Raw genomic sequence first — 24,443 nt, 5'->3', positions numbered from 1 at the left:
TATTGTCTCCAAGTTTTATAAACGTGTAGCACCAAATGCCTGCCAAGGATCCTGCTTGGCCGGTGCCTGTTCTTCATTCATGCGCTGTTCGCATGCCAATAAGTGATGCTGCATAGCATGCAGCGCCCCATCTCGATCGCGCTGACACAGCAGGTTTAAAATCTCTTCATGCTCAAAAAAGGAGCATGCTTGCTCGCCCGGTTTGTCGTGATACGCAATGATCAACGATGTTCTTGCGCACAACATATGCATCAATTCTGTCAGCACGCCATTGCCCAACAAACGCGCCATCTCCACGTGAAAAGCATTAGATAGCCGTATCCAGCTAATACGCTGCCCGGCGTTATACGACGACTGTTCTCGCTGCACCATCTCATACAGCCCTTGCAACCTTTGCTCCAAATCGGGAAAGCGCAATAGCTTATCGATAATCAAGCACTCCATATCCCTACGCAGCTCAAACACTTCGCGCGTTTCTTTGGGATCTGGCTGCCACACAAATGCACCCCTATTGGTTTCCAAGCTGACAATCTTGTCGTGCGCCAGCTCAGCCAAGACAGCACGGATCACCGTACGGGAGCAAGAGAAAATCTCACACAGCTTCGCCTCGGTTAATTTCGTACCAGGCAACAAGCGTCTATCCATCACTGCATCGAAAATTTCATTGTAGATACGGCCCGTCTCTGACTCATGGCGCTTGCCGCCCAAAAGTGAAGAGGCCGAAGGTGCTTCAACATCCACTGCGGGAATAGAAGGGGCGGATGACAACTGAAGCATAAAATTTCCTAGTGATTGACCTTGACAATTATTAGAGATGCTTTCAAAATCGTCAACATAAATTGTCGACAATTTATTTTCATGGGGCGGAACCCAGCGCACTGATCCTTGCACCGCTTGCCCCACGGCCGGTTTCCCAAACTGGGCTCGCTGGACTTATATTTTTCTTATATAGAATCCAAAAAAACCGGAGACACCAATGGGAAAGCTATCTACCCACGTTCTGGACACCATGAATGGCTGTCCTGCGCAACACGTCAACATTGACCTGTACCGTCACGAAAACGGCACACGCTCTCTGATCAAGAGTGTGAAAACCAACGCTGACGGGCGCTGTGGCGAACCTCTTTTGCAGGATCAAGAGGTAGCGAAAGGCCAATATGAACTGGTCTTTCACGCAGGAGACTACTTTGCTGCGCGCGGCGTAGCCCTTCCATCCCCCCGTTTCGTAGACCAAGTATCCATTCACTTTGGTATCGCTGAAGAAGGCGGTAGCTACCACGTACCACTGGTCGTGACCCCTTGGTCATGGTCCACCTACCGTGGCAGCTAATCCATACCTGCTCTGATATTCAGTAAGCGACTAACAAAGAGAGGTTTACATGGAAGCGTATTTGCTAGATTTCGCCAACCTATTATTACGTTGGCTGCACGTTATTGCTGCAGTAGCTTGGATTGGTGAGTCCATCTACTTTGTGATGTTGGACAACGGTCTGCGTCCACCTAAAAGTGAAACCGCTAAGAAAAGCGGTGTATTTGGAGAAATGTGGGCCGTACACGGTGGCGGTTTCTACCACAGCCAGAAATACCTAACCAGCCCAGCAGAACTACCTTCTGACCTACACTGGTCATTCTGGAAGTCATACACCACATGGTTGTCTGGCTTTGCCCTATTCGCCCTCCTGTACCTGACCAAGCCTACGTTCTACCTGGTGAACCCATCCAGTCCGTGGGAATGGGCTGCTAACTTGAGCGGTACAGAAGTGAATATTGTGGCGATCCTGTTCCTGATTGCTGGCTGGGTCGTCTACAACGAACTGTGCAAGCGCATCAGTCCCAACATGGAACGTGATGGCCTATTAAGTGTTGCCGTTGCCATCATGATGGTAGTGGTTGCGTACTTGAGCACACATATTTTCTCTGGTCGTGCCGCCTTCCTTATTACGGGTGCTGTGATGGCCACCAGCATGTCTGCCAACGTGTTCTTCTGGATTATTCCCGGACAACGTCGCATGGTAGCAGCGCTCAAAGCCGGTCAAACCCCTAATCCACTAGATGGCAAGCGTGGCAAACAGCGTTCGGTGCACAACACCTACTTCACGCTGCCTGTGCTGCTGCTCATGCTGAGCAACCACTACTCCTTCACGTACAACAACGAGTACGCATGGATCATCATGACCCTGTTCATTTTTGCAGGCGCTCTGATCCGTCAGTATTTTGTGTTGATGCACGCTGGCCATAATAAACCTATGTACCCCATCGCTGGTGTATTGCTTATCTTGGTGATTGTGTGGATTGGTGCTCCTAAATCCCAACCAGCTACTGAAGTGAGCAGCGCAGAAGAAAGCATCACCATTGCTCAAGTCCAAAACATCATGGAAGCACGCTGTATCCAGTGTCACGCTGCCACCCCAGACAAACAGTTTGGTTTTGCCGCACCACCATTGGGTATGCAAATGGACAGCGAAGCACAGACCCTTTTGCATGCGGCCGATATTAAGAAAGTGGTATCCAACCAATACATGCCTTTGGGCAACCTGACGCAAATGACACCCGAAGAGCGTGATCTTATCGCTCGCTGGGATGCTCAGAACACCCACTAAGTTTTACTCGTTTCACCGTCCCTTTGACCAGCCCACCTCCTTTTGGAGTGGGCTGTTTTTTTATGCTTTTCTGGCACAATACGGCTGCTCTTTTATCTACGCACTTACCCTAGATTGCGTATAGCACCATGTTTTTATGCGCTGACACTAAACTCCATAGCTTGTAAGCGCTTGATATGACTCATAGAATGATAAAAAACAAAAAGCAGTTTATGGAGACTTTAGGCACCATACCGGTAGCCGCCGAACAGGAGGAGTTCATGGTGAATATCAGCCATTGCACCACCAATGAAGCACCTCAGAGCCGCAAGCGCTACTGGGAAAAAATCGTCACGGAAACCTATTTTCCTTTAGCGCTCACGTTTAAAGCCGAATCACGCTTTTCAGGTGCGCTGAACTCTTGGGATCTGGGGCCTATCTCTCTGTCCAAGCTGGAATCTGATGGTGTGATGTATCAACGTAATAGCCACCACTTGGAACAAGCTGAAAGCGAGGAAAGCTATCTAATCACTATCCCCGATCACGACAGCATCGATTTCAGCCAAAGCGGTAGAGAGGTAGGCTGCAATCCTGGCGGCTTTATCTTACAGCGCAGCCACCTGCCCTACCAATTTAGCTATACCCACCCCAACCGCCTCTGGGTCATGAAGATTCCCGCCCCCTTATTACGCTCCAAGGTAGGTCTACCCGAGCGATTAGTGTCTCTTGCTTTTGATGCAAACCAAGGTGCCGGTGAGCTGATGACAGAAATGGTACGTATGGTGTCCACCCGACTTGACCATATGGATCAAGCTGCACGCCACACCATAGGCAGTCACTTGGTGGACTTACTGGCCTTGGCCGTACTGGATCATTCCCCCATGCAATCTGGGCTTACCTCAGTGCAAACCGCCCACTTATACCGCGCCGAAAAATACATACGCGACCACATACAACAGCCCTTACGCCCTCAAGACATTGCCAGTGCCTGTGGTATTTCACTGCGCTACCTGCACATGCTTTTCCAAATGCGAGGCCAATCGGTCAGCAATTGGGTGCAAGAGCAACGTTTACTGTTTAGCGACAACTCATTGCAGCAACATGCTCACACCAAGAGCATTGCCGAAATTGCCTATGAATGGGGGTTTAGTAGCCCTGCTGCCTTTAGTCAACTTTATAAAAACCACTTTGGCTTATCGCCCAGCGAAGCACGTAGCCAATACCGTGCCCGCCTCAATCAGCACCAAGATCACCACTTTCTGGTAGACAGTTAAACGCTGAACTACCCACCTCGGTAGGTAGCCGCTGCCTCTACAGGCAGTATCCAGCATCAAGCTGCCTACACACCCTAACGAATTTTTTGCCTTGTTTTTATGAGGCAGGGATTTTTGCATGCCAAACATTTGGAGCACACTATGAAAAGCACACGCGTAGCCGTCGATGTAGGCGGTACTTTCACTGATATCTGTGTCATGGATGAGCAAACCGGACGCATCAGTATTGAAAAAACCTCCTCTACCGTAGACCCCATTGAAGGCATTTTGAATGCCGTTGATAAAAGCAAAGTAGACCTGAATCAGGTTTCGCTGTTTTCTCACGGCACCACCGTTGCCACCAATGCGTTAATTACCCGACGCCTACCTCGTACCGCCATGATCTGTACAGAAGGCTTCAGAGACGTCATTGAAATACGTAGAGCGAACAAAGAAGACCTCTGGGATATTTACAAAGATGTAGCCCCACCTCACGTAAAACGCCGTGACCGACTCTGCGTGGCTGAGCGTATAGACGCGCAAGGCAAAGTCGTGACGGCATTAAACGTAGAGCAAGCTAAGCAAGTCGCTCACACCCTACGCCGTCGTGACGTAAAGGCCGTAGCTATCTGCTTTATGAATGCCTACATGAACCCACAGCACGAACAAGAAATGCGCGACATTCTGCGAGCAGAAATGCCTGACGTCGCTATTTCGTTGTCCTCTGAAGTAATGCCTGAGATTTTTGAGCACGAACGCTTCTCTACCACCGTGATCAATGCCGTCTGCAGCCCTGTGGTCGTGGACTACACCAAACGGTTAGGCCAAGAACTCAAACGTCGCGGCTACGAAAGCGACCTGCTGCTGTTGCACAGTGGCGGTGGCGTGATGACCACCGAAGCGGTTGAGCACTTTTCTGCACGCTTAGCGGGTTCTGGTATTGCAGCTGGTGCGATTGCCAGTCGCCACATCGCCATGCTGTGTGGCTTCAAAAACTCCATTGGTTTGGATATGGGCGGCACCTCTACTGACGTGTCCCTAGCTTATGACGGGCAATCTCGTATCACCAATGACTGGTTCATCGAGTTTGGTTACCCCATTAGATTTGCCAGTATTGAGGTACTGACCATTGGTGCAGGCGGCGGCTCATTAGCGTGGCAAGACGAAGCTGGCTCGTTGCGAAATGGCCCGCAATCAGCCGGTGCAAACCCTGGCCCAGCCTGCTACGGTAACGGCAACATGCAGCCCACCAATACCGATGCCAACGTTGTACTGGGTAGATTAGGAACACGATTGGCAGGTGGCCAAGTCACTCTGGATGCCTCTCTCGCTCATGAGGCTGTTAAACAAGGTGTGGCCGAACCATTCAAGCTAGAACTGCACGATGCCGCCCAAGCTATTATCGATGTCGCCAATGCCAACATGGCTGATGCGGTACGCCTGCTATCCATTAGCCGAGGCTATGACCCGCGTGACTTTGCTTTGGTATCTTTTGGTGGTGCAGGTGCTCTGCACGGCGTAGCCATCGCCCAAGAGCTTTCCATTCCTGCCGTGATTGTGCCGCCAAACCCTGGTGTAGCCTCAGCACTAGGCTGCCTACTCGTTAATATTCAACACGACTTTGCTGAAAGCTATATCAAGCAAGCCTCTGAAGTGAATATAGCCGAACTCGAGGCCGCTTTCCAACGTCTGGAAGCTGAAGCCGTCTCGCACCTGACTCACGAAGGCGTACAAGAAGAAGACATGGTGCTGGAACGCACTATAGACATGATGTACCAAGGCCAATGGCGGTCGTTGGCGATTCCAGCTCCACGCCCTTTGAAAACGCTGGATAGCTTGATTGATATTTTCCACCAAGAACACGAACGCGAATACAACTACCGCCGTATGGATGCACCTGTAAGCGTGTTCCGCCTGAACCTCAAAGCGGTAGGTTTGGTTGCGCAAGCAGAGCTACCACACCACGAACCTACGGGGGTAATTCCTACCCCTGTCAGCCATAGAGAAGTGTGGTTTTCCAAATTTGGGGCCTGCCGCACTCCTGTTTACGAACGCACTGACTTGCCTGCTGGCTTCACATTGGAAGGCCCAGCTGTGATCGAACAATTGGACTCCACTGTAGTCGTACCACCGCAATGCCATGCTGACATCGACAACTACCTGAACATTATCATCCGTTTTTAAAAGGCAGAAGAATCATGACTACTGCAACCACATCCACCACGTTGGACCCTGTCACCTTTGAGGTGTTGAAAAACTCCTTCATTACCAGCGTAGACCAGATGGCAGAGCAAATTCTGCGTACTTGCTACTCGTTTGTAATTTATAACCGTGACTTCTCCAGCGGCCTGCATGACGCACAAGGTAATTCAGTTGCCCAAGGGAATCAGGATATTGCCGTACACGTGGGTACCCTGCACTTCACCTGCAAAGCGGTGATTGAAGCCTTTGCAGGCGATATACACCCTGGCGATGTATACGCTATCAATGACCCTTACGCGGGCGGCACCCACTTTAACGATGTGCGTTTAATACGCCCTATATTCTCCGGCGATACCTTATTAGGCTTTAGCCAATCCAATGGTCACTGGTCAGACTTGGGCGGCAGCGTACCCGGCTCGTTTGACGTCACTGCCAAAGACATGTTCAAAGAAGGTATGCGTATCACCCCTGTACGCCTCTTTCACAAAGGCGTGTTCTGCCGTGATGTGGCTCACCTGATTGCCTCTAACACACGAGACCCCGCCTCTATCATTGGTGATATTCATGCACAGTCCCAAGCCACCCAAGTATGTGAACGCGAAATCATACGCTTAAGTGAAAAATACGGTGTAGACACGGTTCTGGAAGGTATGGGCGCTGTGCAAGATTACGTAGAACGCGCAGTACGCCAGCGCTTAGCAGCACTACCTGATGGTGAGTGGGAAACTCAAGACTTCATCGATAGAGATCCGCTTTCTAGTGAAGGCATGATCCCTATTAAGGTCAAACTCACCATTAAAGGCGATCGCGCCACCTACGACTTTACCGGCAGCCACCCTACCATCGGCTCGATTTACAACTCTGCCTTCGGCTCTACGTTCTCCGCCGTAGCCGCAGGGATGAAAACCTTCTTCCCCGACTTGCCGTTAAACAGTGGTTTTTATCGCGTATTTGATGTGATCGCCCCCGAAGACAGTATTGTGAATGCGCGCTGGCCGGTGGCCGTCACGGGCTTCTTGATGCCGTTTGAAAAAATCATGAATGCAATCTACGAGATTTGGTCGCAAATCATGCCAGAACGCGCTACTGCCTGCGCCTTTAACTTGGAATACCTGCTGACAGGTGGTAAAGATGCACGCAGTCCAGAGAAACCCATTTTTATGTTCTACGACTGGCTGCCAGGAGGTTGGGGCGGACGTAACGGTAAAGACGGCAGCAACGTTACTACAGCTTCGTTTGGGGTAGGCTTAATGTCACAACCTGTAGAAGGGCAAGAGCGCGCTAATCCTATTCTGACCACCGAGTTCCAAATCCTTACTGACTCAGCTGGCCCTGGGAAATGGCGTGGCGGTGTGGGGGTACGCAAGACATCTATCATGCAAGAAGCAGAAGACCCTGTGATCTCGTACATTTGTGACCGTGAACGTGCCATCGTCTGGGGTATTAATGGCGGCCTACCCTCTATGCCACACGGCTTAACCCTCAAACGGGCCAATGCTGCCGAATCCGAATGGTTGGGCTCTGTATTTTCCGATCTATCGATCAGTTCTGGCGATGAGTTCAGTCGCCCCACTGCTGGTGGCGGCGGTTTTGGTGACCCGTTAGAGCGCGACCCCAAACTCGTACTAGAAGACGTTATTGACGAATACGTATCCATTGCTCGCGCCGCCAAAGACTATGGCGTCATCATTGAGGCGATAGACCCAGAGATTTGTGAGTACCGCATTGATGAGGCCGCTACCGTCACACTACGTGAACACATGCGATCCAGCCGACTAGGTTGGATGAGAACCGACCCAGAACATGTCGCAGAATGGTATAGAGCTGGGGACATAGACCAGCTAGATGCAGTGCGCCGCTATGGTGTCATTCTGGATTGGGATCAAGGTACGGTATTACCTATTTCCACACAGCAGTTCCGCGATATGCTAGAAAAACGCACCTTGCAACACTGGATGCAAACGGAAGCGGTTACTGCCTAAGCATATGAGACACATCCTCGCTATGCCAACAACGTAATGCCGTACACACTGCATAGCAACATAGCCTAGACAAAAAAATCCCCCAGAGATTTACTGGGGGATTTTTTTGTATGCTGCTGCCGTTCTACGCAGCAGCACAATGCTAGCAGCTATTAGCCGTTAAACACACCTGTAGACAGGTAACGATCACCCCTATCGCAAGCAATAAATACGATAGTGGCATTTTCTACCTGAGCAGCCACACGTAACGCTGCTACCAAAGCACCGCCCGTAGAGATACCCGCAAAAATACCTTCCTGAGATGCCAAGGCACGGGCCGCATCTTCAGCTTCTTTCTGACCAATCAGCTCGTATCTGTCTACGCCATTCGCCTCAAAAATAGAAGGTTGGTATTCTTCTGGCCATTTACGAATACCGGGAATGGAAGCACCCTCTGCCGGTTGAGCACCTACAATCATCACATCAGGTTTCTGACGACGCAGGAAAGAACCCACACCCATGATGGTACCTGTAGTACCCATAGCACTCACAAAGTGCGTCACACGACCGTTTGTCTGAGCCCAGATTTCAGGGCCAGTACTATGAATATGCGCCTGAGGGTTATCGTCGTTAGAAAACTGGTCAAGCACGATGCCTTTGCCTTCAGCTTGCATTTTCAGTGCCAAATCACGTGCATACTCCATACCGCCAGCAGACGCTGGAGTCAGGATCAGCTCTGCACCGTAAGCCGCCATAGAAGCTCTACGCTCTACAGACAGGTTGTCAGGCATGATCAAGATCATTTTGTAACCACGTACCGCAGCAATCATCGCCAACGCAATACCTGTGTTACCACTGGTAGCCTCGATCAACGTATCGCCTGGTTTGATCTGGCCGCGCTCTTCGGCACGGCGAATCATGGAACTCGCAGCACGGTCTTTTACCGAACCGGCTGGATTATTACCTTCCAACTTGGCAAGAATCACATTCCCACGCTCTGTGGTCAGTTCTGGATGCAGGCGTTGCAAGCGCACCAGGGGAGTTGAGCCAATGGTATCTTCAATAGTCGGATAAGCAGTCATAGTCTAAGTATCAGCAAAATCAAATAAGGGGTGCCCATCGCCTATACAGTTTTCGTGGCTGGGCTGGCAACACTTCTTTGTATCATGACCATTTTGAATGCTATACCAAGGTTCTGTCTACTCTATTACGGAATATCTACTGATATAGGCGTGCTAACCCTCTGTATAGAGTATTTAGTTCTATACAACAGCAGTCATCAGCCTAAAAAGCATAACGTGCTGGTGATGGCTGAGGCTGAACACAAACGCGCTGCTCTTCACTCGCTTATATTCAGCCCATCTACTCTAACGAGCCGCAGCGGCTGTAGCGGCCTCACCACCTTGCACTGTTAGCCCGCCCTGCTCTAATGACTGCGCTCGCTTAGCGCCAATACCTTTGACGCGCTCCTGCAAGTCTTGAAAATCCATAAATGGCCCGCCGCGTTCGCGCTCTTCCAAAATCAGGGCTGCCGTCTTAGGCCCAATACCTTTGATTTGTTGTAGCTGTTCGTCTGTAGCAGTGTTCACATTCACCGCCCACGCCAATGCACTGAAGCCCCATAAACTCAGGCACAACAATAGCGCTATAGCACCACGAGAAACCGTGCTACACAGTGAGGAAAAACGGGGGGAGATTGCTAGGGAAGTCATCATCAAAACTCCTAAGAGATAAAGGAGCTTTGATGATGCGGGATGGCTGCACTGTTACGGCAATGGCTGACTGGCTTTGCCCATGCGCAACCTTACCTACAGATTAGGATTTTTTGCTGAGTTCGTGTCTAACGTAAGCCGAAACGCCTTCGCCTACGGTGGCAAATTCAGCTTGATAACCTGCACCACGCAATGCAGTCAAATCAGCCTGCGTATGACTTTGGTAGCGCCCTTTCAGGTCATCTGGGAACTCCACATAACGGATCATGCCTTGATGCACCAAGTCAGCCAGCGATAATGCCTCTTTACCTTCAGACTCACGCATAGTGTTCACCACAGCCATCGCTACATCGTTGAAGGGCTGCGCTCTGCCTGTACCGCAGTTATAAATCCCCGAGGCAGACAACGGCTGTTCCAAGAAATGCAGATTCACCTTCACCACATCATCAATGAAAATGAAGTCACGCTGCTGGTCACCATCCTCGTAACCATCCCAACCACCAAACAAACGTACCAAACCTTCTGTTTGGTATTGCTTCATGTTGTGCAACGCTACCGATGACATACGGCCTTTGTGCTGCTCGCGTGGACCATACACGTTGAAATAACGCAGCCCTACTACCGGTGCAACCAAGCTATCAAAGCGACGGCGCAACACCTGATCAAACAGCAATTTGGAATAGCCGTATACATTCAATGGGCCTTCATTTTCAGCTGCTTCGGCATATATAGGACCTGCTCCGTACACTGCTGCTGAAGAGGCATACAAGAAAGGAATACGCTTTTTCTGACAGTACTCGAACAACTCTAAGGTAACCCGGTAGTTGTTATCCATCATGTAATGGCCATTACGCTCGGTAGTGTCCGAACACGCGCCTTGGTGGAAAATCGCTTCAATACTACCTAATTGGTCTTTAGCCACACGCTCACGGAACTCGTCTTTGTGCATGTAATCAGCGATAGATAAGTCCACCAAATTGACGAACTTATCGCCATTCAGTAGATCATCCACCACCAGGATATCGCTAATCCCTTGCTTATTCAGGCCGGCCACCAGATTGCTTCCGATAAAACCAGCTCCGCCTGTTACTACGATCATTGCAATTCTCCTGCTGTCACAATGGATGTGCCTAACTTACCTACTACAATGCCACCAGCAATATTTGCCCAGTTCATAGCATCGCTCCATGATAATCCTGCTGCTTTAGTCACTGCTAGCGTCGCCAACACGGTATCACCCGCCCCCGACACGTCAAACACTTCTTGTGCTTGAGCATCGGCGTGAAAACGCCCTTCTGCCGTAAAAATGGTCATACCCTGCTCTGACCTCGTGATCAGAATAGCTTCCAGTTTCAAGGACTGACGCAGCGCTTGCGCCCGCTCTTCCAGCTCAGCTTCGCTATGCCACACTCCCACTGCTTGCGACATCTCCAAGCGGTTAGGTGTCAAGATAGTGGCACCAGTGTAGCGCGCGTACTTGTCACCTTTAGGATCTACCAACACGGGAATACCGCGTTTTCTGGCCAAAGCAATTAGTGGCTCTACCTGTGCTAAACACCCTTTGGCGTAATCGGACAAAATGACCAAATCGTGTTCAGCAATAAGGTTTTCTGCTTGCTGCTGCAACACAGCCAAACTCGCAGCAGAAGGACGCTCTTCAAAATCCACACGCATCAACTGCTGCTGACGCCCCAGCACACGTAATTTCAACGTCGTGGGCATCTGAGCATCACGCACCATTTGCGTGCTGATACCAGCCTCTTGAGCACGCTGTTCTACCGTATCGGCGGTCACATCGTCACCAACAACACCCAGTAGTGAAACGTGAGCACCTAGTGCTGCCACGTTACGCGCGACGTTTGCCGCACCACCCAACCGGTCTTCTTGGCGACCCATTTTGACTACAGGTACTGGCGCCTCGGGAGAGATTCTATCTACGTCGCCAAACCAATAACGGTCCAGCATAACGTCACCAATTACCAGTACCTTTAACTGCTGAATTTTTTCTGCTGGAAAAGCAATCATCGCATTTCCTCCAGACGCTTGGGCGCATAGCTCTCCCAAGAGTTACAACCCGGACATTGCCAATAATAGTGCTGCGCTTCAAAACCACACACATCACACGAGTAACGATCCAAACGCTGTGCATGTTTATGTACGACTTTGTACAACAAACTCAAATCTGCACCCGCCACAACTTCGGCTGCCGCCGCACCAGGAGGAATGGATTCATAATCTGGTACACGTAACGTATGGTCCGCATGCTTAAGCTCAGCTTCCAGCATGCGATCCAACCCCAACAACAAAGGTTGTTCGCGCAATGCTGAACGAGAGAATGCCCATGCTCGTATATGACCTTGCTGTTCACGCAACTCTTTGAACACCACGATGAACACATCCAGTGAAGGGTGCAATTCATAGTGCGCTTTCAACTGAGATAAGCCTTCAGCAGCCACCCCCAACTGTGTGCAACACTGCATGAAGCGTGCCGCCACCAAACCCGCATACTCAGGAGCAATGCTCATTGCTTCTAGCAAGTGGCGTCGCTGTGCTTGTAGATCGCCTTTAGCTTGCGCCAAATGACCTTGTAGCATGCATATTCTGGCTCTAGAGGCAACACTACCGCGTTCCGCACCCAACTCTTCTGATGCTTGTTCTGCTGCTTCTAACGCTTTCTCTGCCTTCTCTAGATTAGGCTCACGTCGCTTCAGTGCAGTCTCTGCTTCTTCACACTGGTAATGCACCAGTTGCGGCACTGGCTCATCCACCAAAGTACGCAAGTAATGCACAGCGGCAATGGCTTTAGGCCAGTCGTGTTCAGACTCATAAATACGAATCAACGCACGAGCTGCATCCAATGAAAAGCGCGTATCCAATACGGCTTTAAAAGCTTCCTCAGCCCTATCTAGCAAGCCAGCTTTGAAGAAGTCTTGCGCCAATTCATATTGCGCAGCATCTTTATCGCTTTGCGGCAGATCTGAACGCGCCAACAAACTTTGGTGAACACGAATGGCACGCTCGATTTCGCCACGACGTCTAAATAAGCTACCTAGTGCAAAGTGCAACTCGGTAGTTTCAGGGTCTAGCTTGGCGACTTCCACAAACGCATCAATCGCACGATCAGGCTGCTCATTCAGTAGAAAGTTCAGGCCTTTAAAATACGAATTCGGCAAATTTTTTGACTCAGACAGCAGTTGTCTAAAATCAAAACGTGCTGCCAGCCAACCCAGTGCAAATAGCACAGGAAATATTATGAGCCACCACGGTTCAAAATCCACGCATCCAACTCCTTATGCTACTTACAGAGGCGTAACCACATCAGCAACTTCATTACGTTCAGCAACTATAGGCTGACGTTGCTGACGCTCTAAACGCACAATTTCCTGTTTCAACTTGGCTACTTCACGACGCTTACGCAATATCGCCAGCACCATCAACAGCACACCGATGAACAACCCTACGATTAATGCCGTCAGCATCACCACAACAAGGGGGACACCCGTAATCATATAGTTGGCAAAAAAGTGCACATCTACAGGCTCGGTATTTTTGAGTGCAAACAACAGCACAATGACAAAAACCAGCAGACGCAATACCCAGACTAGATAGCGCATGTCATGACTCCACTTTATTGGCAAGAAACCATTGTAATTTGAAATTCGCTTCTACGCCCATACGCAAAACAGGCCCTACGATGAGGGCCTGTTTTCAGACGGACTAGTAGATCTTGCAGTGCTTATCTCGTTAGCTTTCTGATGAAGCCTCAGAGCGCTTTAGCTCTTCCAGATACGCTGCATCTACACGTTCACGCAACTCTTTACCTGCTTTGAAGTGAGGTACCTGCTTAGCAGGCACCAGCACTTGTTCACCGGAGCGAGGGTTACGTCCTACACGAGGAGAACGCGTAGATAACGAGAAACTACCAAAACCACGTATTTCGATACGTTGACCGTTAGCCAAGGCTTGGGTCATAGCATCTAGCATGGTTTTGACCGCGAGATCCATATCACGCTGAGCCAACTGCGGATAGCGGTTGGCCAGCAGTGTTATCAATTCCGACTTAGTCACGCTGATTAACCGTCGTCGCGCTGCTGCTGATCCAGTTTGGCACGCAGCAGAGCACCCAGGTTAGTCGTCCCCGAAGAAGCGCTAGCTTCGGAAATGCGCTGCATGTTGTCAGCGGTATCAGCGTTATCACGTGCTTTCACGGACAGTTGGATGCTACGAGCTTTACGATCCACGTTCAGGATCATTGCCTCGATTTCCTCGCCTTCTTTCAGCACGGTTGTTGCATCTTCAACACGACCAGCTGCCAGCTCGGAAGCACGCAGGTAACCCTCAACATCAACGGACAGTGTCACCACAGCGCCTTTGGCTTCTACGGATTTCACTACACCACTTACTACAGCGCCTTTATCGTTTGTAGCAACGTAGTTGTTGAATGGATCGCCTTCCAACTGTTTGATACCCAGAGAGATACGCTCTTTCTCGGTGTCGATACCCAGCACAACGGCGTCAACTTCTTCGCCTTTCTTGAAGTTGCGAACGGCTTCTTCACCTGTGTCTGTCCAGGACAGATCGGACAAGTGAACCAGACCATCAATACCACCGTCCAGACCAACGAACACGCCGAAGTCAGTGATGGATTTGATTGCGCCACGTACTTTATCGCCACGTTTGAAGTTCACTGCGAACTCTTCCCATGGGTTAGGACGGCACTGTTTCATACCCAAAGAGATACGACGACGGTCTTCGTCGATATCCAGAACCATAACTTCAACTTCGTCGCCCAGTGTAACCACTTTGCGAGGATCAACGTTTTTGTTGGTCCAATCCATTTCGGATACGTGTACCAGACCTTCGATACCGTCTTCTACTTCAACGAATGCACCGTAGTCGGTCAAGTTAGTTACTTTACCGAACAGACGTGTACCTTGTGGGTAGCGACGTGCCAGACCGATCCAAGGATCTTCGCCCAGCTGTTTAACGCCCAAGGAAACGCGGCTGCGCTCTTGGTCAAATTTCAGCACTTTAGCTTCGATTTCTTCACCAACCTGCAGAACTTCGGATGGGTGACGAACACGGCGCCATGCCATATCTGTGATGTGCAACAGACCGTCGATACCGCCCAGATCCACGAACGCACCGTAGTCGGTGATGTTCTTCACGATACCCTTGACCACTACGCCTTCGGTCAGAGTTTCCAGCAGTTTTTGACGCTCTTCGCCCATGCTTGCTTCCAGCACTGCACGACGAGACAACACAACGTTGTTACGTTTACGATCCAGCTTGATCACTTTGAATTCGAAGGTTTTGCCTTCGTAAGGAGTGGTATCTTTTACTGGACGCAGATCAACCAAAGAACCCGGCAAGAATGCACGGATACCGTTGGTCATAACTGTCATACCACCCTTGACCTTGCCAGTTACCGTACCGTTTACCAGTTCGCCGGATTCCAGAGCTTGTTCCAAAGCCAGCCATGCGGACAGGCGTTTAGCGCGGTCGCGGGACAGGATTGTGTCGCCGTAGCCGTTTTCAAAGGAATCGATAGCAACAGAAACGAAATCACCTGGTTCAACTTCCAGTTCGCCCTGATCGTTCAGGAACTCTTCCAGAGGAATCAGAGACTCGGATTTCAGGCCAGCGTTAACCAACACGTAGTTGTGGTCGATACGCAGAACTTCAGCAGAAATAACTTCGCCAGCTTTCAGGTCTTGGCTTTTAACGCTTTCTGCAAACAGGTCGGCAAAGCTTTCGCCGCCAAGAATATCGGTAGTAGTTGAGGACATTAACAATCCCATATCAGCCATTTCTGGCTTCTAAATAAACACACCGGAACCATTTCCGGTGGAGTTGTAAAACGCTGACGTTACTAGCAGCCAGCACCAATCAGGAACGTTGCCAAAGCGCCAACACTTTCGCCACCGTTTCTTCAATACTTAAGTGTGAAGAATCAATGGTTACAGCATCTGCCGCAGCAACTAGCGGAGCACTCGCTCGGGTGGTATCCCGCAAATCGCGTGCCTGCAAATCTTCCAAAAGACTCGTAAGACTAGCAGAAATTCCTTTTTCCATCAACTGTTTGTAGCGCCTCTCGGCTCGGATTCGAACATCCGCCACCAGAAAAATCTTTAACGGTGCGTCGGTAAAAACTACAGTACCCATATCGCGACCATCAGCGACTAGTCCCGGCATCACTCTGAAACTACGCTGACGCTGCAGCAACGCCTCACGCAATCGTGGGTACGCCGCAATTTTGGATGCCGCATTTCCCACTTCTTCTGCGCGTATCGCATCAGCCACTAATTGACCTTCTAACACCGCACCTTGCTCGCCAAAGCTCACATCCAAATGCAGCGCCACATCAGCCACAGCAGCTTCGTCATCTAAGGACACGTTTTTTTGCAGCGCAGACAACGCCGTTAATCTATACAACGCGCCGCTATCCAGCACATGCCAACCCAGCGCTTGCGCAACTTGGCTGGTAATAGTGCCCTTACCTGAAGCGGTAGGGCCATCAATAGTAATTACGGGTACTACACTCACGCGCTCACCAAACGGTTAAAGACTGAAAAATAATCGGGGAAAGTTTTGCTCACGCAGTCTGGGTCGAGGATATTCACGCCCACAGGAGAGAATGCTGCCAGCGAGAAACACATCGCGATACGGTGATCATCGTAGGTGTCTATATCAGCGTACTGCCACTGCCCTTCTGAGATAGGCCATACTGTTAGCCAATCAGGGCCCGACTCTACCTGAGCACCCAACTTCTGTAGCTCAGTGTGCATGGCATGAATACGATCCGTTTCTTTGACACGCCATGAGGCAATATTGCGTAAGGTACACGGACCGTCTGCAAACATCGCCAATGCCGCCGCTGTCATTGCTGCATCAGGAATGACATTGAAATCCAGATCAAAGGCTTTTAAACGCTGTCCATCCGCCACGTGCACGCCACGCACTTCCATCGCATGCGCTTCAAAGCGCACCTCAGCGCCCATAGATTGAACTACTTTAGCAAAATCCACATCACCTTGGGTAGATGCTGAACCCACACCCCCAATACGCAGCGGCCCACCACCAATTGCACCTAGCGCCAAAAAGTACGACGCTGAAGACGCATCCCCCTCTACCTGGAAGTCGCCTGGCGACACATAGCGTGCATCGGCTGGCACTGTAAAGCGTTGCCATGCCTCATGCTGAACCGAAACACCAAAATCTTGCATCATCGCCAAGGTAATGGCGATATAAGGCTGCGAAATCAGCACGCCTTCTACTTCTATGTGTAACGGCTGCTTATGCACCGCCGTCCACAATGGCGCCGCCATCAGCAACGCTGTTAAATACTGGCTGGATACATTGCCTTTAACGCGTATGCAGTTTTCTGCACGCAACGCCCCTTTGCCTATAGCCAAAGGTGGGTAGCCTTCGTTACCCAAATAACGTACGTCAGCTCCAGCGCTACGCAACGCATCCACCAAGTCACCAATAGGACGTTCGTGCATACGAGGAATGCCACTCAAGGTGAACTCCCCTCCCATAAACGCCAATGCTGCCGTTAGGGATCTGAAAGCCGTACCTGCGTTACCCAAAAAGAAATCACCCTTGAGGTGGGTAAAAGGCATTTGCCCACGCACAACCAATGCGTTGTCAGATTCCTCTACGCTCACACCCATCTGGCGCAATGCCGCTTTCATCACTTTGGTGTCATCGGACTCTAGCAAACCGAATAAGCGTGTTTCACCTTCTGCCAATGCAGCCAGCAGTAACGCACGATTCGAAATGCTTTTTGACCCAGGCAATATCACCGTGCCTTGCGCCTGCTTCACCGGCGTCAAGACCAGATTTTCTGTTCTACTCATAATCCACTCCTACCCGCCCACAGCCGGCGAGCCAACGCGGCACGCTCGAGGAAATCCTCTAAAGCAGCCCCATCCTTATTGCGCAACGCTTGCTCAGCTTGAGCAAATGCCTGCTGCACCTCTTCCAATTCTTGTAATACGGCCTCACGGTTGGCCAAGAAAATATCTCGCCACACTTCAGATGAGCCGGCAGCAATACGGGTGAAATCCCTAAAACCACTACCCGCTACGGCGAAGCGTGAGTCAGCGTCAGGCGCCATAGCCACCTGCCACATAAATACTGATGATAAAAAATGGGGCACATGGCTCACCGACGCCAACACCCTATCGTGCACATCCGGCAGCATCAACAGGACTCGTGCACCGCACGCCTTCCAAAGCGCTACCACCTTATTGCGGAACGACTCAGGGTTTTCATCCAAGGGGGTCAGTATGACGTTACGGCCTTGATAAAGCTCTGCTGTTGCAGCCTGTGGCCCTACCTTCTCAGCCCCTGCAATAGGATGCCCAGGCACAAACTGGGCAATTTTGTCGCCCAACGCCTGGCGTGCTGCCTGCACTACATTCATTTTTGTGCTGCCCGCATCCGTGACAACGGTATGGGGTTGTAGGTGCGGCTCTAGTGCACGTAGCACTGATTCCGTCGCACCTACTGGCATGGTCAACAAGATCAGGTCTGCTTGTTTTGCACACTCCTCTAGACTTACCACTTCGTCTACAAGACCTAGCTCTTTAGCCACCTGCACACTTTGAGGGTTACGCCCCGTACCCAGAATACGCATATTGGGATACTGCTTGCGCAACGCTGCTGCTACTGAGCCGCCTATTAACCCAGGCCCTACAATCGCCAGCGTACCTAGTTGCGCCATGCAGCCAACAGTCGCCTCCCCTCTCTCCATACCTGCTCTCGTTATTGTGCTGGGTAAGAACCCAATATTTTGAAGAAAGCCACTGTTTGCTTCAGCTCAGCCAACGCTTGCTGCATGGCTGGCTCATCTTTATGGCCTTGCAGATCCACATAGAAATAGTATTCCCACTGACCTGTACGCGCAGGTCGCGACTCAAAGCGAGTCATGGAAACACCATGTTTAGCCAACGGCGACAGCATGTCATATACCGCACCTGATTTGTTAGGCACAGCCAGAATGATGCTGGTTTTATCTCTACCGCTAGCCAATGGCTCTATGTTGCCAATGGTCAGGAAACGAGTACGGTTATGTGGATCGTCTTGTATCCCTTTGGCGACTACTGATAACCCCCACACCATTGCAGCAGAAATGCTAGCAATCGCAGCCACATCATCGTGCTCAGAGGCCAACCGTGCAGCTTCCGCATTGCTGGAAGCTGGTTCACGACTTAGCTCAGGGTGATTACGCATCAACCATGACTGACATTGCGCCAATGCTTGAGGGTGCGCCATTACTTTGGTTACACCATCCAGATTGCCGCTTTTGGTCAGTAAGTTGTGATGAATATTCACCGAATGCTCGCCCAACACTTTCAGCGGTGAGTTCAGCAGCAAATCCAATGTACGGTTTACCGCACCTTCTGTGGAGTTTTCCACCGGCACAATACCCACATCGGCTTGCCCGGCCTCTACCGAACGGAACACCTCATCAAAACTATCGCAATAGACGTTGCTGATGAAATGTCCGAAATGCTCGTAACCTGCCTGCTCTGAGAATGAACCCTGTGGCCCCAAACAGGCCACGCGCAGCACGCTCTCCAAACCTCGGCAGGCAGAAATAATCTGCCCCCACACGGCTTGCACGGACTCTGCCGTAAACGGCCCTTTATTCACCCCTTGTAGGCGACGCACAATCATGGCTTCGCGCTCGGGCTTCAAGATGGCATCTTCGGCGTCGTAGTTCTGCTTAACCTTACCCACTGCCAAAGCGGCCTGAGCACGCTCATTGAGCAGTGCCAGGATACTTTCATCAATGCGGTCGATTTCGGCACGCCACGGCGCTAACTGTTCTTGCAAAGTTTTAGCCATGACGCTGCTCAAACTCCTTCATGAAAGCCACCAATGCCTGCACGCCTTCCAAAGGCATAGCGTTGTAAATAGAAGCACGCATGCCGCCAACGCTCTTATGCCCTTTCAACTGCAACAAGCCTTGTTTGTCAGCTTCAGCCAAGAACACAGAATCCAATGCTGCGTCGTGCAACTGGAACGGCACGTTCATGCGTGAACGATCGCAGTTTTGCACGCCATTGACGTAGAAAGATGACTGATCCAAGTAACCGTACAAGGTTTCTGCCTTAACGATGTTGGCTTTCTCAATGCTATCTACACCACCTTGCTGTTTCAGCCATTTGTAGACCAAACCAGCAATGTAAATGGAGTAGGTAGCCGGTGTATTCACCATGGACTGGTTAGCCGCCAAGAGTTCGTAGTTGAATACATGCGGGCAAATAGCATCTGCCGCACCCAACAACTCTTTACGAATCACCACCAGCGTCAAACCTGCTGGACCAGCGTTTTTCTGTGCACCAGCGTACAGCATGTCAATGCTGTCGAAATTAAATGGACGAGATAACAGGTTAGACGAAGCATCCACCACCAGAGGCACGTCAAAACGTGGCCACTCGTTGTGCTCCACACCACCAATAGTTTCGTTACTGCAGACGTGGATATACGAAGCATCAGACTGCAAATGCCACGTATCCACAGCGGGGAACCACGCAAAAGGTTTGTACTCACGGCCATCAATTTTGGCAGCAGCCGCAGAGCTAGCTGCCACATTGATGTGACCAAACTGAGTCGCATCTTGCTGCGCCTTAGCTGACCAGTTACCAGAGACGATATAGTCCGCTTTGCGTCCGGGTTTCAGCCCTAACAAGTTCATAGGAACGATGGCATTTTGGGCCTGTGCACCACCCTGCGTAAACAGAACGGCGTAGCCCTCGGGCACTTGCAGCAAATCACGCAAATCAGCCTCGGCTTCTTGCAGAATTTGCATAAACTCTTTACCGCGGTGGCTCATCTCCATAACGGACATGCCACTGCCCTGCCAATCCAGCATTTCTGCTGCTGCACGTTCTAGTACTTCCACCGGCAAGACGGAAGGACCCGCTGAAAAATTCCACGGACGCATCATTGACTCTCTCTATTCATTCCCTTCATCAGCAGCTAAAGACGAGGTATCCCCTGTTTCGGTTGATCCTGCAGCATCAACCGTTTCGTCACTTTCTTCATCAGCCTCTACGTCATCTGTTTCCAGAATGCGGTAGACGCCTGACAATTTGCTCTCTTCGTCAACGCTAATCAATGTGACGCCCTGAGTGGAGCGGCCCATTTCACGAATCTCATCTACTCGTGTACGAACCACCACACCAGAGTTGGTGATCAGCATCAACTCATCGCTTTCTTTTACCAACACCGCACCAACCAAGTCGCCATTACGGGCAGAACATTGGATGGCGATCATGCCTTTGGTGCCACGACCGTGACGTGTGTATTCTTCCAGTGCAGTACGTTTACCGTAACCGTTAGCCGTAGCTGTCAGTACCGATACGCGTTCAGCTTCTTCGCCTTCTTGCGGCTCAGCACCCTCAGGGTCAGCCACCAGCAAGGAAATCACGTTCTGACCATCTTCTAGGCGCATACCGCGTACACCGCGTGCTGTACGGCCCATAGGTCGCACATCGCCCTCGTCAAAACGTACCGCTTTACCCGCATCCGAGAACAGCATCACATCGTGCTTACCATCAGTAAGCTGAGCACCGATCAGGAAGTCGCCCTCGTCCAGATCAACCGCGATAATGCCGGCTTTACGTGGATTGGAGAAATGCGACAACGGTGTTTTCTTCACTGTACCTCTAGAGGTAGCCATGAAGACAAACTGGTCATCACTGAACTCTTTAATGGACAATACAGCAGTGATTTTCTCGTCGTCTACCAACGGGAACATATTCACGATTGGGCGGCCTCTGGAGTTACGAGACCCCTGTGGCACTTCCCATACTTTCAGCCAGTACAAACGCCCGTGATCCGAGAAGCACAACAACACGTCGTGTGTATTGGCCACAAACAACTGATCTACCCAGTCGTCTTCACGCATAGTCGTAGCAACCTTACCGCGACCACCACGACGCTGTGCACGGTACTCGGACAGCGGCTGACTCTTCACATAGCCCGCATGCGACAAGGTCACCACCATATCCATTGGTGTGATCAAATCTTCGGTGTCTAGCTCGGTAGCGTTGTGTTCGATTTCAGAGCGACGTGCATCTTTATCGGTACGAGAGAACTCTTCTTTAAGCTGCAACAACTCATTGGAAATGATTTCGGTCACACGCTCAGGACGGGACAAGATATCCAGCAAATCAGCAATACGCGCCATGATTTCGCGGTATTCGTCAACAATCTTGTCTTGTTCCAGACCAGTCAAACGTTGCAAGCGCATGTTCAGGATTTCCTGAGCCTGCACTTCACTCAAACGATACTGACCATCATTCAGCAAGCCAAATCGAGCAGACAGATTATCAGGACGGTACGCAGCACGCCCACCAGGCACACCGCTGTCATCAGCACGCGACAACATCTCGCGCACCAAGGTGGCATCCCATGTGCGAGACATCAATTCTTCACGAGCCACTGGTGGTGTAGGTGCAGCGCGAATAATACGAATGAACTCATCGATATTCGCCAGTGCAACCGCCAAACCTTCCAGAATATGACCACGCTCACGCGCTTTACGCAGTTGGAACACCGTACGACGTGTCACCACTTCGCGACGGTGCATCAAGAAGTATTCCACCAGTTGCTTCAGGTTCAACAAACGTGGCTGGCCATCTACCAGAGCCACCATGTTCATACCAAAGGTTTCTTGCAACTGTGTGTTCTTGTAGAGGTTATTCAGAATAACCTCGGGCACTTCGCCACGTTTAAGTTCGATAACCAGACGCATACCGTCTTTATCGGACTCATCACGAATATCTGAGATACCTTCGATTTTTTTGTCGTTAACCAGATCAGCAATACGTTCTTGCAACGATTTTTTGTTGACCTGGTATGGCAGTGCGTCGATCACAATCGCCTGACGGCCATTGCTGCGCTCAATGTCTTCAAAGTGCGCACGCGCACGCATCACTACACGGCCACGGCCTGTGCGATAACCCTCACGCACACCAGACATACCGTAAATAATGCCGCCTGTAGGGAAGTCAGGTGCAGGAATGTAATCCAGCAGATCGTCTACTGTGCACTCTGGATTTTTCAGGCAGTACAAACACCCTTCTACAACTTCACCCAAGTTATGAGGAGGAATGTTAGTCGCCATCCCCACCGCAATACCGGAGCTACCGTTTACCAATAGGTTAGGCAAACGTGAAGGCAACAGCGCAGGCTCTTGCTCGCTACCATCGTAGTTAGGGATGAAGTCCACGGTTTCTTGGTCTATATCAGCCAAAATCTCGTGAGCAATTTTTGCCAGTCGGATTTCGGTATAACGCATCGCCGCCGCGCTATCACCGTCGATGGAACCGAAGTTACCTTGTCCATCTACCAACATATAGCGCATGGAGAAGTCCTGCGCCAACCGCACAATCGTGTCGTAAACAGCCGAATCACCGTGAGGGTGATACTTACCAATCACGTCCCCCACAATACGGGCGGATTTCTTGTAAGCGCGGTTCCAGTCGTTGTTGAGCTCGTGCATCGCAAACAGTACTCGCCTATGCACTGGCTTCAAACCATCACGCACATCAGGCAGAGCACGTCCAACAATTACGCTCATTGCATAATCAAGATAGCTGCGACGCATTTCCTCTTCCAGAGATATTGGAAGAGTCTCCTTAGCAAAGGAATCCATATGAAAGGTCTTTATAGATATAAGTTAAGCAAGAAGCTGGCCGTTCTCGGTCGAATAAGAAATTCTAGCACTTACTGAGCCCCTATATGGAATTGGGCTCGATATTCGTCACAGACGATTGACTTTGACCCTTCGTCAGACTTTACTCAGCCCCAACTCACCCTCTTGTTGCCCAAACCCAACAGATTTTGAGCATATATGCATTTATTACCCTCATCAGGCGTTTATGCCTAAAACGCGCTTAACTTAAGGCCTACAAATGACTTAAGATTCCAGCTAACAAGCGTGAAACAGGGCTTAATACTAGGCATCATGCGTAGTCTTGCATATACTGGTTCCGTTACATATAAGCGGCGGGAGTTCGCTGCGGTCACTTAACAGGCATTAGCTTAAACGAGGAGAAACATGAACAAAACCTCCAAAATCGCACTTGCACTCGCCTTTGCGGCAGCCACAGCCACAGGTACTGTGTCGGCACAAACTGGCGAAGTTAACAACTGGCAAAACCCATTCGGTAACGTATGGGTAAACGGCACTGGTGAACTGTGCTGGCGTGATGCATTCTGGACACCAGCTACCGGTATTCCTGGTTGCGACGGTGTACCTGTTGCTCAAGCAGAAGCCCCAGTTGTTGCTCCTACAACTACTAAAGTTGTTCTGAGCGCAGATACATTCTTTAACTTCGACAAATACAACCTGAAACCAGAAGGCCGTCAGGTTCTGGATCAAGTTGCTGAACAAGTTCGTGGTCTGCAACTGGAAGCCATCATCGCCGTGGGTTACACAGACTCCATCGGTACTGATGCTTACAACTTGAAACTATCACAACGCCGTGCCCAAACTGTTAAAGATTACCTGATCAGCAAAGGTATCCCTGCTGACCTGATCTACACAGAAGGCAAAGGTAAAGCCGACCCAGTTGCTACAAACAAAACAGCTGCTGGCCGTGCCGAAAACCGTCGCGTTGAGCTGGAAATCGTGGGTCTGCGTAATCAGTAATCCACACATAGCCATCTGTCTTACGACAGAGTCTAAACAGGCTATACTAAAGGCTCCGC

General features: G+C 50.5%; 21 protein-coding genes. 6 read left to right on the top strand and 15 right to left on the bottom strand.

Translation table 11 applies throughout. The features are described 5' to 3' along the window. Positions 1–15: 15 nt before the first annotated feature. Entirely contained in the window at positions 16–777 is a 762-nt protein-coding gene (locus AC3QL0_RS05910) for a GntR family transcriptional regulator (RefSeq protein ID WP_493010500.1), read from the bottom strand. A gap of 199 nt (positions 778–976) precedes the next feature. Here AC3QL0_RS05910 and uraH point away from each other — a divergent pair, with 199 nt between their 5' ends. The 5 genes from uraH to AC3QL0_RS05885 all read left to right on the top strand — a co-directional run bounded on the left by uraH (position 977) and on the right by AC3QL0_RS05885 (position 8,016). Further along, positions 977–1,330 carry a hydroxyisourate hydrolase gene (gene uraH / locus AC3QL0_RS05905; protein ID WP_493010499.1) on the top strand — a complete coding sequence of 118 codons (354 nt, stop codon included), beginning with the start codon at positions 977–979 and terminating at the stop codon, positions 1,328–1,330. A gap of 49 nt (positions 1,331–1,379) precedes the next feature. Beyond that, positions 1,380–2,600 carry a urate hydroxylase PuuD gene (locus AC3QL0_RS05900; protein WP_493010498.1) on the top strand — a complete coding sequence of 407 codons (1,221 nt, stop codon included), beginning with the start codon at positions 1,380–1,382 and terminating at the stop codon, positions 2,598–2,600. A gap of 188 nt (positions 2,601–2,788) precedes the next feature. Beyond that, entirely contained in the window at positions 2,789–3,853 is a 1,065-nt protein-coding gene (locus AC3QL0_RS05895; protein WP_493010497.1) for an AraC-like ligand-binding domain-containing protein, read from the top strand. Positions 3,854–3,994: 141 nt separating this feature from the next. Then, positions 3,995–6,016 (top strand): hydantoinase/oxoprolinase family protein, encoded by a 2,022-nt coding sequence (locus AC3QL0_RS05890; RefSeq protein ID WP_493010496.1) that lies wholly within the window; start codon positions 3,995–3,997, stop codon positions 6,014–6,016. 14 nt (positions 6,017–6,030) lie between these two features. Then, the gene (locus tag AC3QL0_RS05885) at positions 6,031–8,016 is read left to right on the top strand and encodes a hydantoinase B/oxoprolinase family protein (protein ID WP_493010495.1); all 1,986 of its coding nucleotides are present in this window, start codon (positions 6,031–6,033) and stop codon (positions 8,014–8,016) included. A gap of 152 nt (positions 8,017–8,168) precedes the next feature. Here the strand turns inward: AC3QL0_RS05885 and cysM are convergent, their stop codons facing one another. From cysM to gyrA, 14 genes are all read right to left on the bottom strand, one after another. Next, a complete protein-coding gene (gene cysM, locus AC3QL0_RS05880; protein ID WP_493010494.1) occupies positions 8,169–9,077 on the bottom strand; it encodes a cysteine synthase CysM in 909 nt (302 codons plus the stop codon). 285 nt (positions 9,078–9,362) lie between these two features. Next, the gene (locus AC3QL0_RS05875) at positions 9,363–9,710 is read right to left on the bottom strand and encodes a ComEA family DNA-binding protein (protein ID WP_493010493.1); all 348 of its coding nucleotides are present in this window, start codon (positions 9,708–9,710) and stop codon (positions 9,363–9,365) included. A 100-nt stretch (positions 9,711–9,810) separates the two neighbouring features. After that, entirely contained in the window at positions 9,811–10,806 is a 996-nt protein-coding gene (rfaD, locus tag AC3QL0_RS05870) for an ADP-glyceromanno-heptose 6-epimerase (RefSeq protein WP_493010492.1), read from the bottom strand. Beyond that, on the bottom strand, positions 10,803–11,732 hold the full coding sequence (gene rfaE1 / locus AC3QL0_RS05865; RefSeq protein WP_493010491.1) for a D-glycero-beta-D-manno-heptose-7-phosphate kinase: 930 nt from the start codon (positions 11,730–11,732) through the stop codon (positions 10,803–10,805). The genes rfaD and rfaE1 overlap by 4 nt, the downstream gene beginning before the upstream one ends. Next, complete coding sequence (lapB, locus tag AC3QL0_RS05860; RefSeq protein WP_493010490.1) at positions 11,729–12,985, bottom strand: lipopolysaccharide assembly protein LapB; 1,257 nt, start codon at positions 12,983–12,985, stop codon at positions 11,729–11,731. Before lapB ends, rfaE1 begins: the two co-directional genes overlap by 4 nt. Before the next feature lie 21 nt (positions 12,986–13,006). Next, complete coding sequence (locus AC3QL0_RS05855; protein ID WP_135862989.1) at positions 13,007–13,321, bottom strand: LapA family protein; 315 nt, start codon at positions 13,319–13,321, stop codon at positions 13,007–13,009. Between the two features lie 130 nt (positions 13,322–13,451). After that, positions 13,452–13,775, bottom strand: a complete 324-nt coding sequence (locus AC3QL0_RS05850) for an integration host factor subunit beta (protein ID WP_135862988.1) — start codon at positions 13,773–13,775, stop codon at positions 13,452–13,454. A gap of 5 nt (positions 13,776–13,780) precedes the next feature. Beyond that, positions 13,781–15,496 carry a 30S ribosomal protein S1 gene (rpsA, locus tag AC3QL0_RS05845; RefSeq protein WP_168246826.1) on the bottom strand — a complete coding sequence of 572 codons (1,716 nt, stop codon included), beginning with the start codon at positions 15,494–15,496 and terminating at the stop codon, positions 13,781–13,783. Positions 15,497–15,596: 100 nt separating this feature from the next. Further along, the gene (gene cmk / locus AC3QL0_RS05840; protein WP_493010489.1) at positions 15,597–16,253 is read right to left on the bottom strand and encodes a (d)CMP kinase; all 657 of its coding nucleotides are present in this window, start codon (positions 16,251–16,253) and stop codon (positions 15,597–15,599) included. Continuing rightward, positions 16,250–17,569: a 3-phosphoshikimate 1-carboxyvinyltransferase gene (gene aroA, locus AC3QL0_RS05835; RefSeq protein ID WP_493010488.1), complete on the bottom strand. Its 1,320-nt coding sequence runs from the start codon at positions 17,567–17,569 to the stop codon at positions 16,250–16,252. The genes cmk and aroA overlap by 4 nt, the downstream gene beginning before the upstream one ends. Next, the gene (locus tag AC3QL0_RS05830) at positions 17,566–18,468 is read right to left on the bottom strand and encodes a prephenate dehydrogenase (protein WP_493010487.1); all 903 of its coding nucleotides are present in this window, start codon (positions 18,466–18,468) and stop codon (positions 17,566–17,568) included. Before AC3QL0_RS05830 ends, aroA begins: the two co-directional genes overlap by 4 nt. A gap of 11 nt (positions 18,469–18,479) precedes the next feature. Then, positions 18,480–19,565, bottom strand: coding sequence for a prephenate dehydratase (pheA, locus tag AC3QL0_RS05825; RefSeq protein ID WP_493010486.1), 1,086 nt, complete (start codon positions 19,563–19,565; stop codon positions 18,480–18,482). After that, a complete protein-coding gene (gene serC, locus AC3QL0_RS05820; RefSeq protein WP_493010485.1) occupies positions 19,558–20,670 on the bottom strand; it encodes a 3-phosphoserine/phosphohydroxythreonine transaminase in 1,113 nt (370 codons plus the stop codon). The genes pheA and serC overlap by 8 nt, the downstream gene beginning before the upstream one ends. A gap of 9 nt (positions 20,671–20,679) precedes the next feature. Then, complete coding sequence (gene gyrA, locus AC3QL0_RS05815; RefSeq protein WP_493010484.1) at positions 20,680–23,385, bottom strand: DNA gyrase subunit A; 2,706 nt, start codon at positions 23,383–23,385, stop codon at positions 20,680–20,682. A 405-nt stretch (positions 23,386–23,790) separates the two neighbouring features. On the opposite strand from gyrA, the gene ompA reads away from it, so the two are divergent. Continuing rightward, positions 23,791–24,384, top strand: coding sequence for an outer membrane protein OmpA (gene ompA, locus AC3QL0_RS05810; RefSeq protein ID WP_430219406.1), 594 nt, complete (start codon positions 23,791–23,793; stop codon positions 24,382–24,384). Positions 24,385–24,443 lie beyond the last annotated feature (59 nt).

Source organism: Paenalcaligenes sp. GW821-LYS-B07-1, from assembly GCF_058803365.1.
This window is presented reverse-complemented; position numbering and strand designations above follow the sequence as displayed.

Excerpts from the sequence above, each read along its gene's own strand:
- AC3QL0_RS05875 (WP_493010493.1), bottom strand. The coding sequence starts at position 9,710 with ATGATGACTTCCCTAGCAATCTCCCCCCGTTTTTCCTCACTGTGTAGC.
- rfaD (WP_493010492.1), bottom strand. The coding sequence starts at position 10,806 with ATGATCGTAGTAACAGGCGGAGCTGGTTTTATCGGAAGCAATCTGGTG.
- AC3QL0_RS05890 (WP_493010496.1), top strand. The coding sequence starts at position 3,995 with ATGAAAAGCACACGCGTAGCCGTCGATGTAGGCGGTACTTTCACTGAT.
- uraH (WP_493010499.1), top strand. The coding sequence starts at position 977 with ATGGGAAAGCTATCTACCCACGTTCTGGACACCATGAATGGCTGTCCT.
- AC3QL0_RS05855 (WP_135862989.1), bottom strand. The coding sequence starts at position 13,321 with ATGCGCTATCTAGTCTGGGTATTGCGTCTGCTGGTTTTTGTCATTGTG.
- aroA (WP_493010488.1), bottom strand. The coding sequence starts at position 17,569 with ATGAGTAGAACAGAAAATCTGGTCTTGACGCCGGTGAAGCAGGCGCAA.
- rfaE1 (WP_493010491.1), bottom strand. The coding sequence starts at position 11,732 with ATGATTGCTTTTCCAGCAGAAAAAATTCAGCAGTTAAAGGTACTGGTA.
- AC3QL0_RS05910 (WP_493010500.1), bottom strand. The coding sequence starts at position 777 with ATGCTTCAGTTGTCATCCGCCCCTTCTATTCCCGCAGTGGATGTTGAA.
- AC3QL0_RS05900 (WP_493010498.1), top strand. The coding sequence starts at position 1,380 with ATGGAAGCGTATTTGCTAGATTTCGCCAACCTATTATTACGTTGGCTG.
- AC3QL0_RS05895 (WP_493010497.1), top strand. The coding sequence starts at position 2,789 with ATGATAAAAAACAAAAAGCAGTTTATGGAGACTTTAGGCACCATACCG.
- pheA (WP_493010486.1), bottom strand. The coding sequence starts at position 19,565 with ATGGCTAAAACTTTGCAAGAACAGTTAGCGCCGTGGCGTGCCGAAATC.
- cysM (WP_493010494.1), bottom strand. The coding sequence starts at position 9,077 with ATGACTGCTTATCCGACTATTGAAGATACCATTGGCTCAACTCCCCTG.
- AC3QL0_RS05885 (WP_493010495.1), top strand. The coding sequence starts at position 6,031 with ATGACTACTGCAACCACATCCACCACGTTGGACCCTGTCACCTTTGAG.
- ompA (WP_430219406.1), top strand. The coding sequence starts at position 23,791 with ATGAACAAAACCTCCAAAATCGCACTTGCACTCGCCTTTGCGGCAGCC.
- serC (WP_493010485.1), bottom strand. The coding sequence starts at position 20,670 with ATGATGCGTCCGTGGAATTTTTCAGCGGGTCCTTCCGTCTTGCCGGTG.
- AC3QL0_RS05830 (WP_493010487.1), bottom strand. The coding sequence starts at position 18,468 with ATGGAGAGAGGGGAGGCGACTGTTGGCTGCATGGCGCAACTAGGTACG.
- gyrA (WP_493010484.1), bottom strand. The coding sequence starts at position 23,385 with ATGGATTCCTTTGCTAAGGAGACTCTTCCAATATCTCTGGAAGAGGAA.
- rpsA (WP_168246826.1), bottom strand. The coding sequence starts at position 15,496 with ATGTCCTCAACTACTACCGATATTCTTGGCGGCGAAAGCTTTGCCGAC.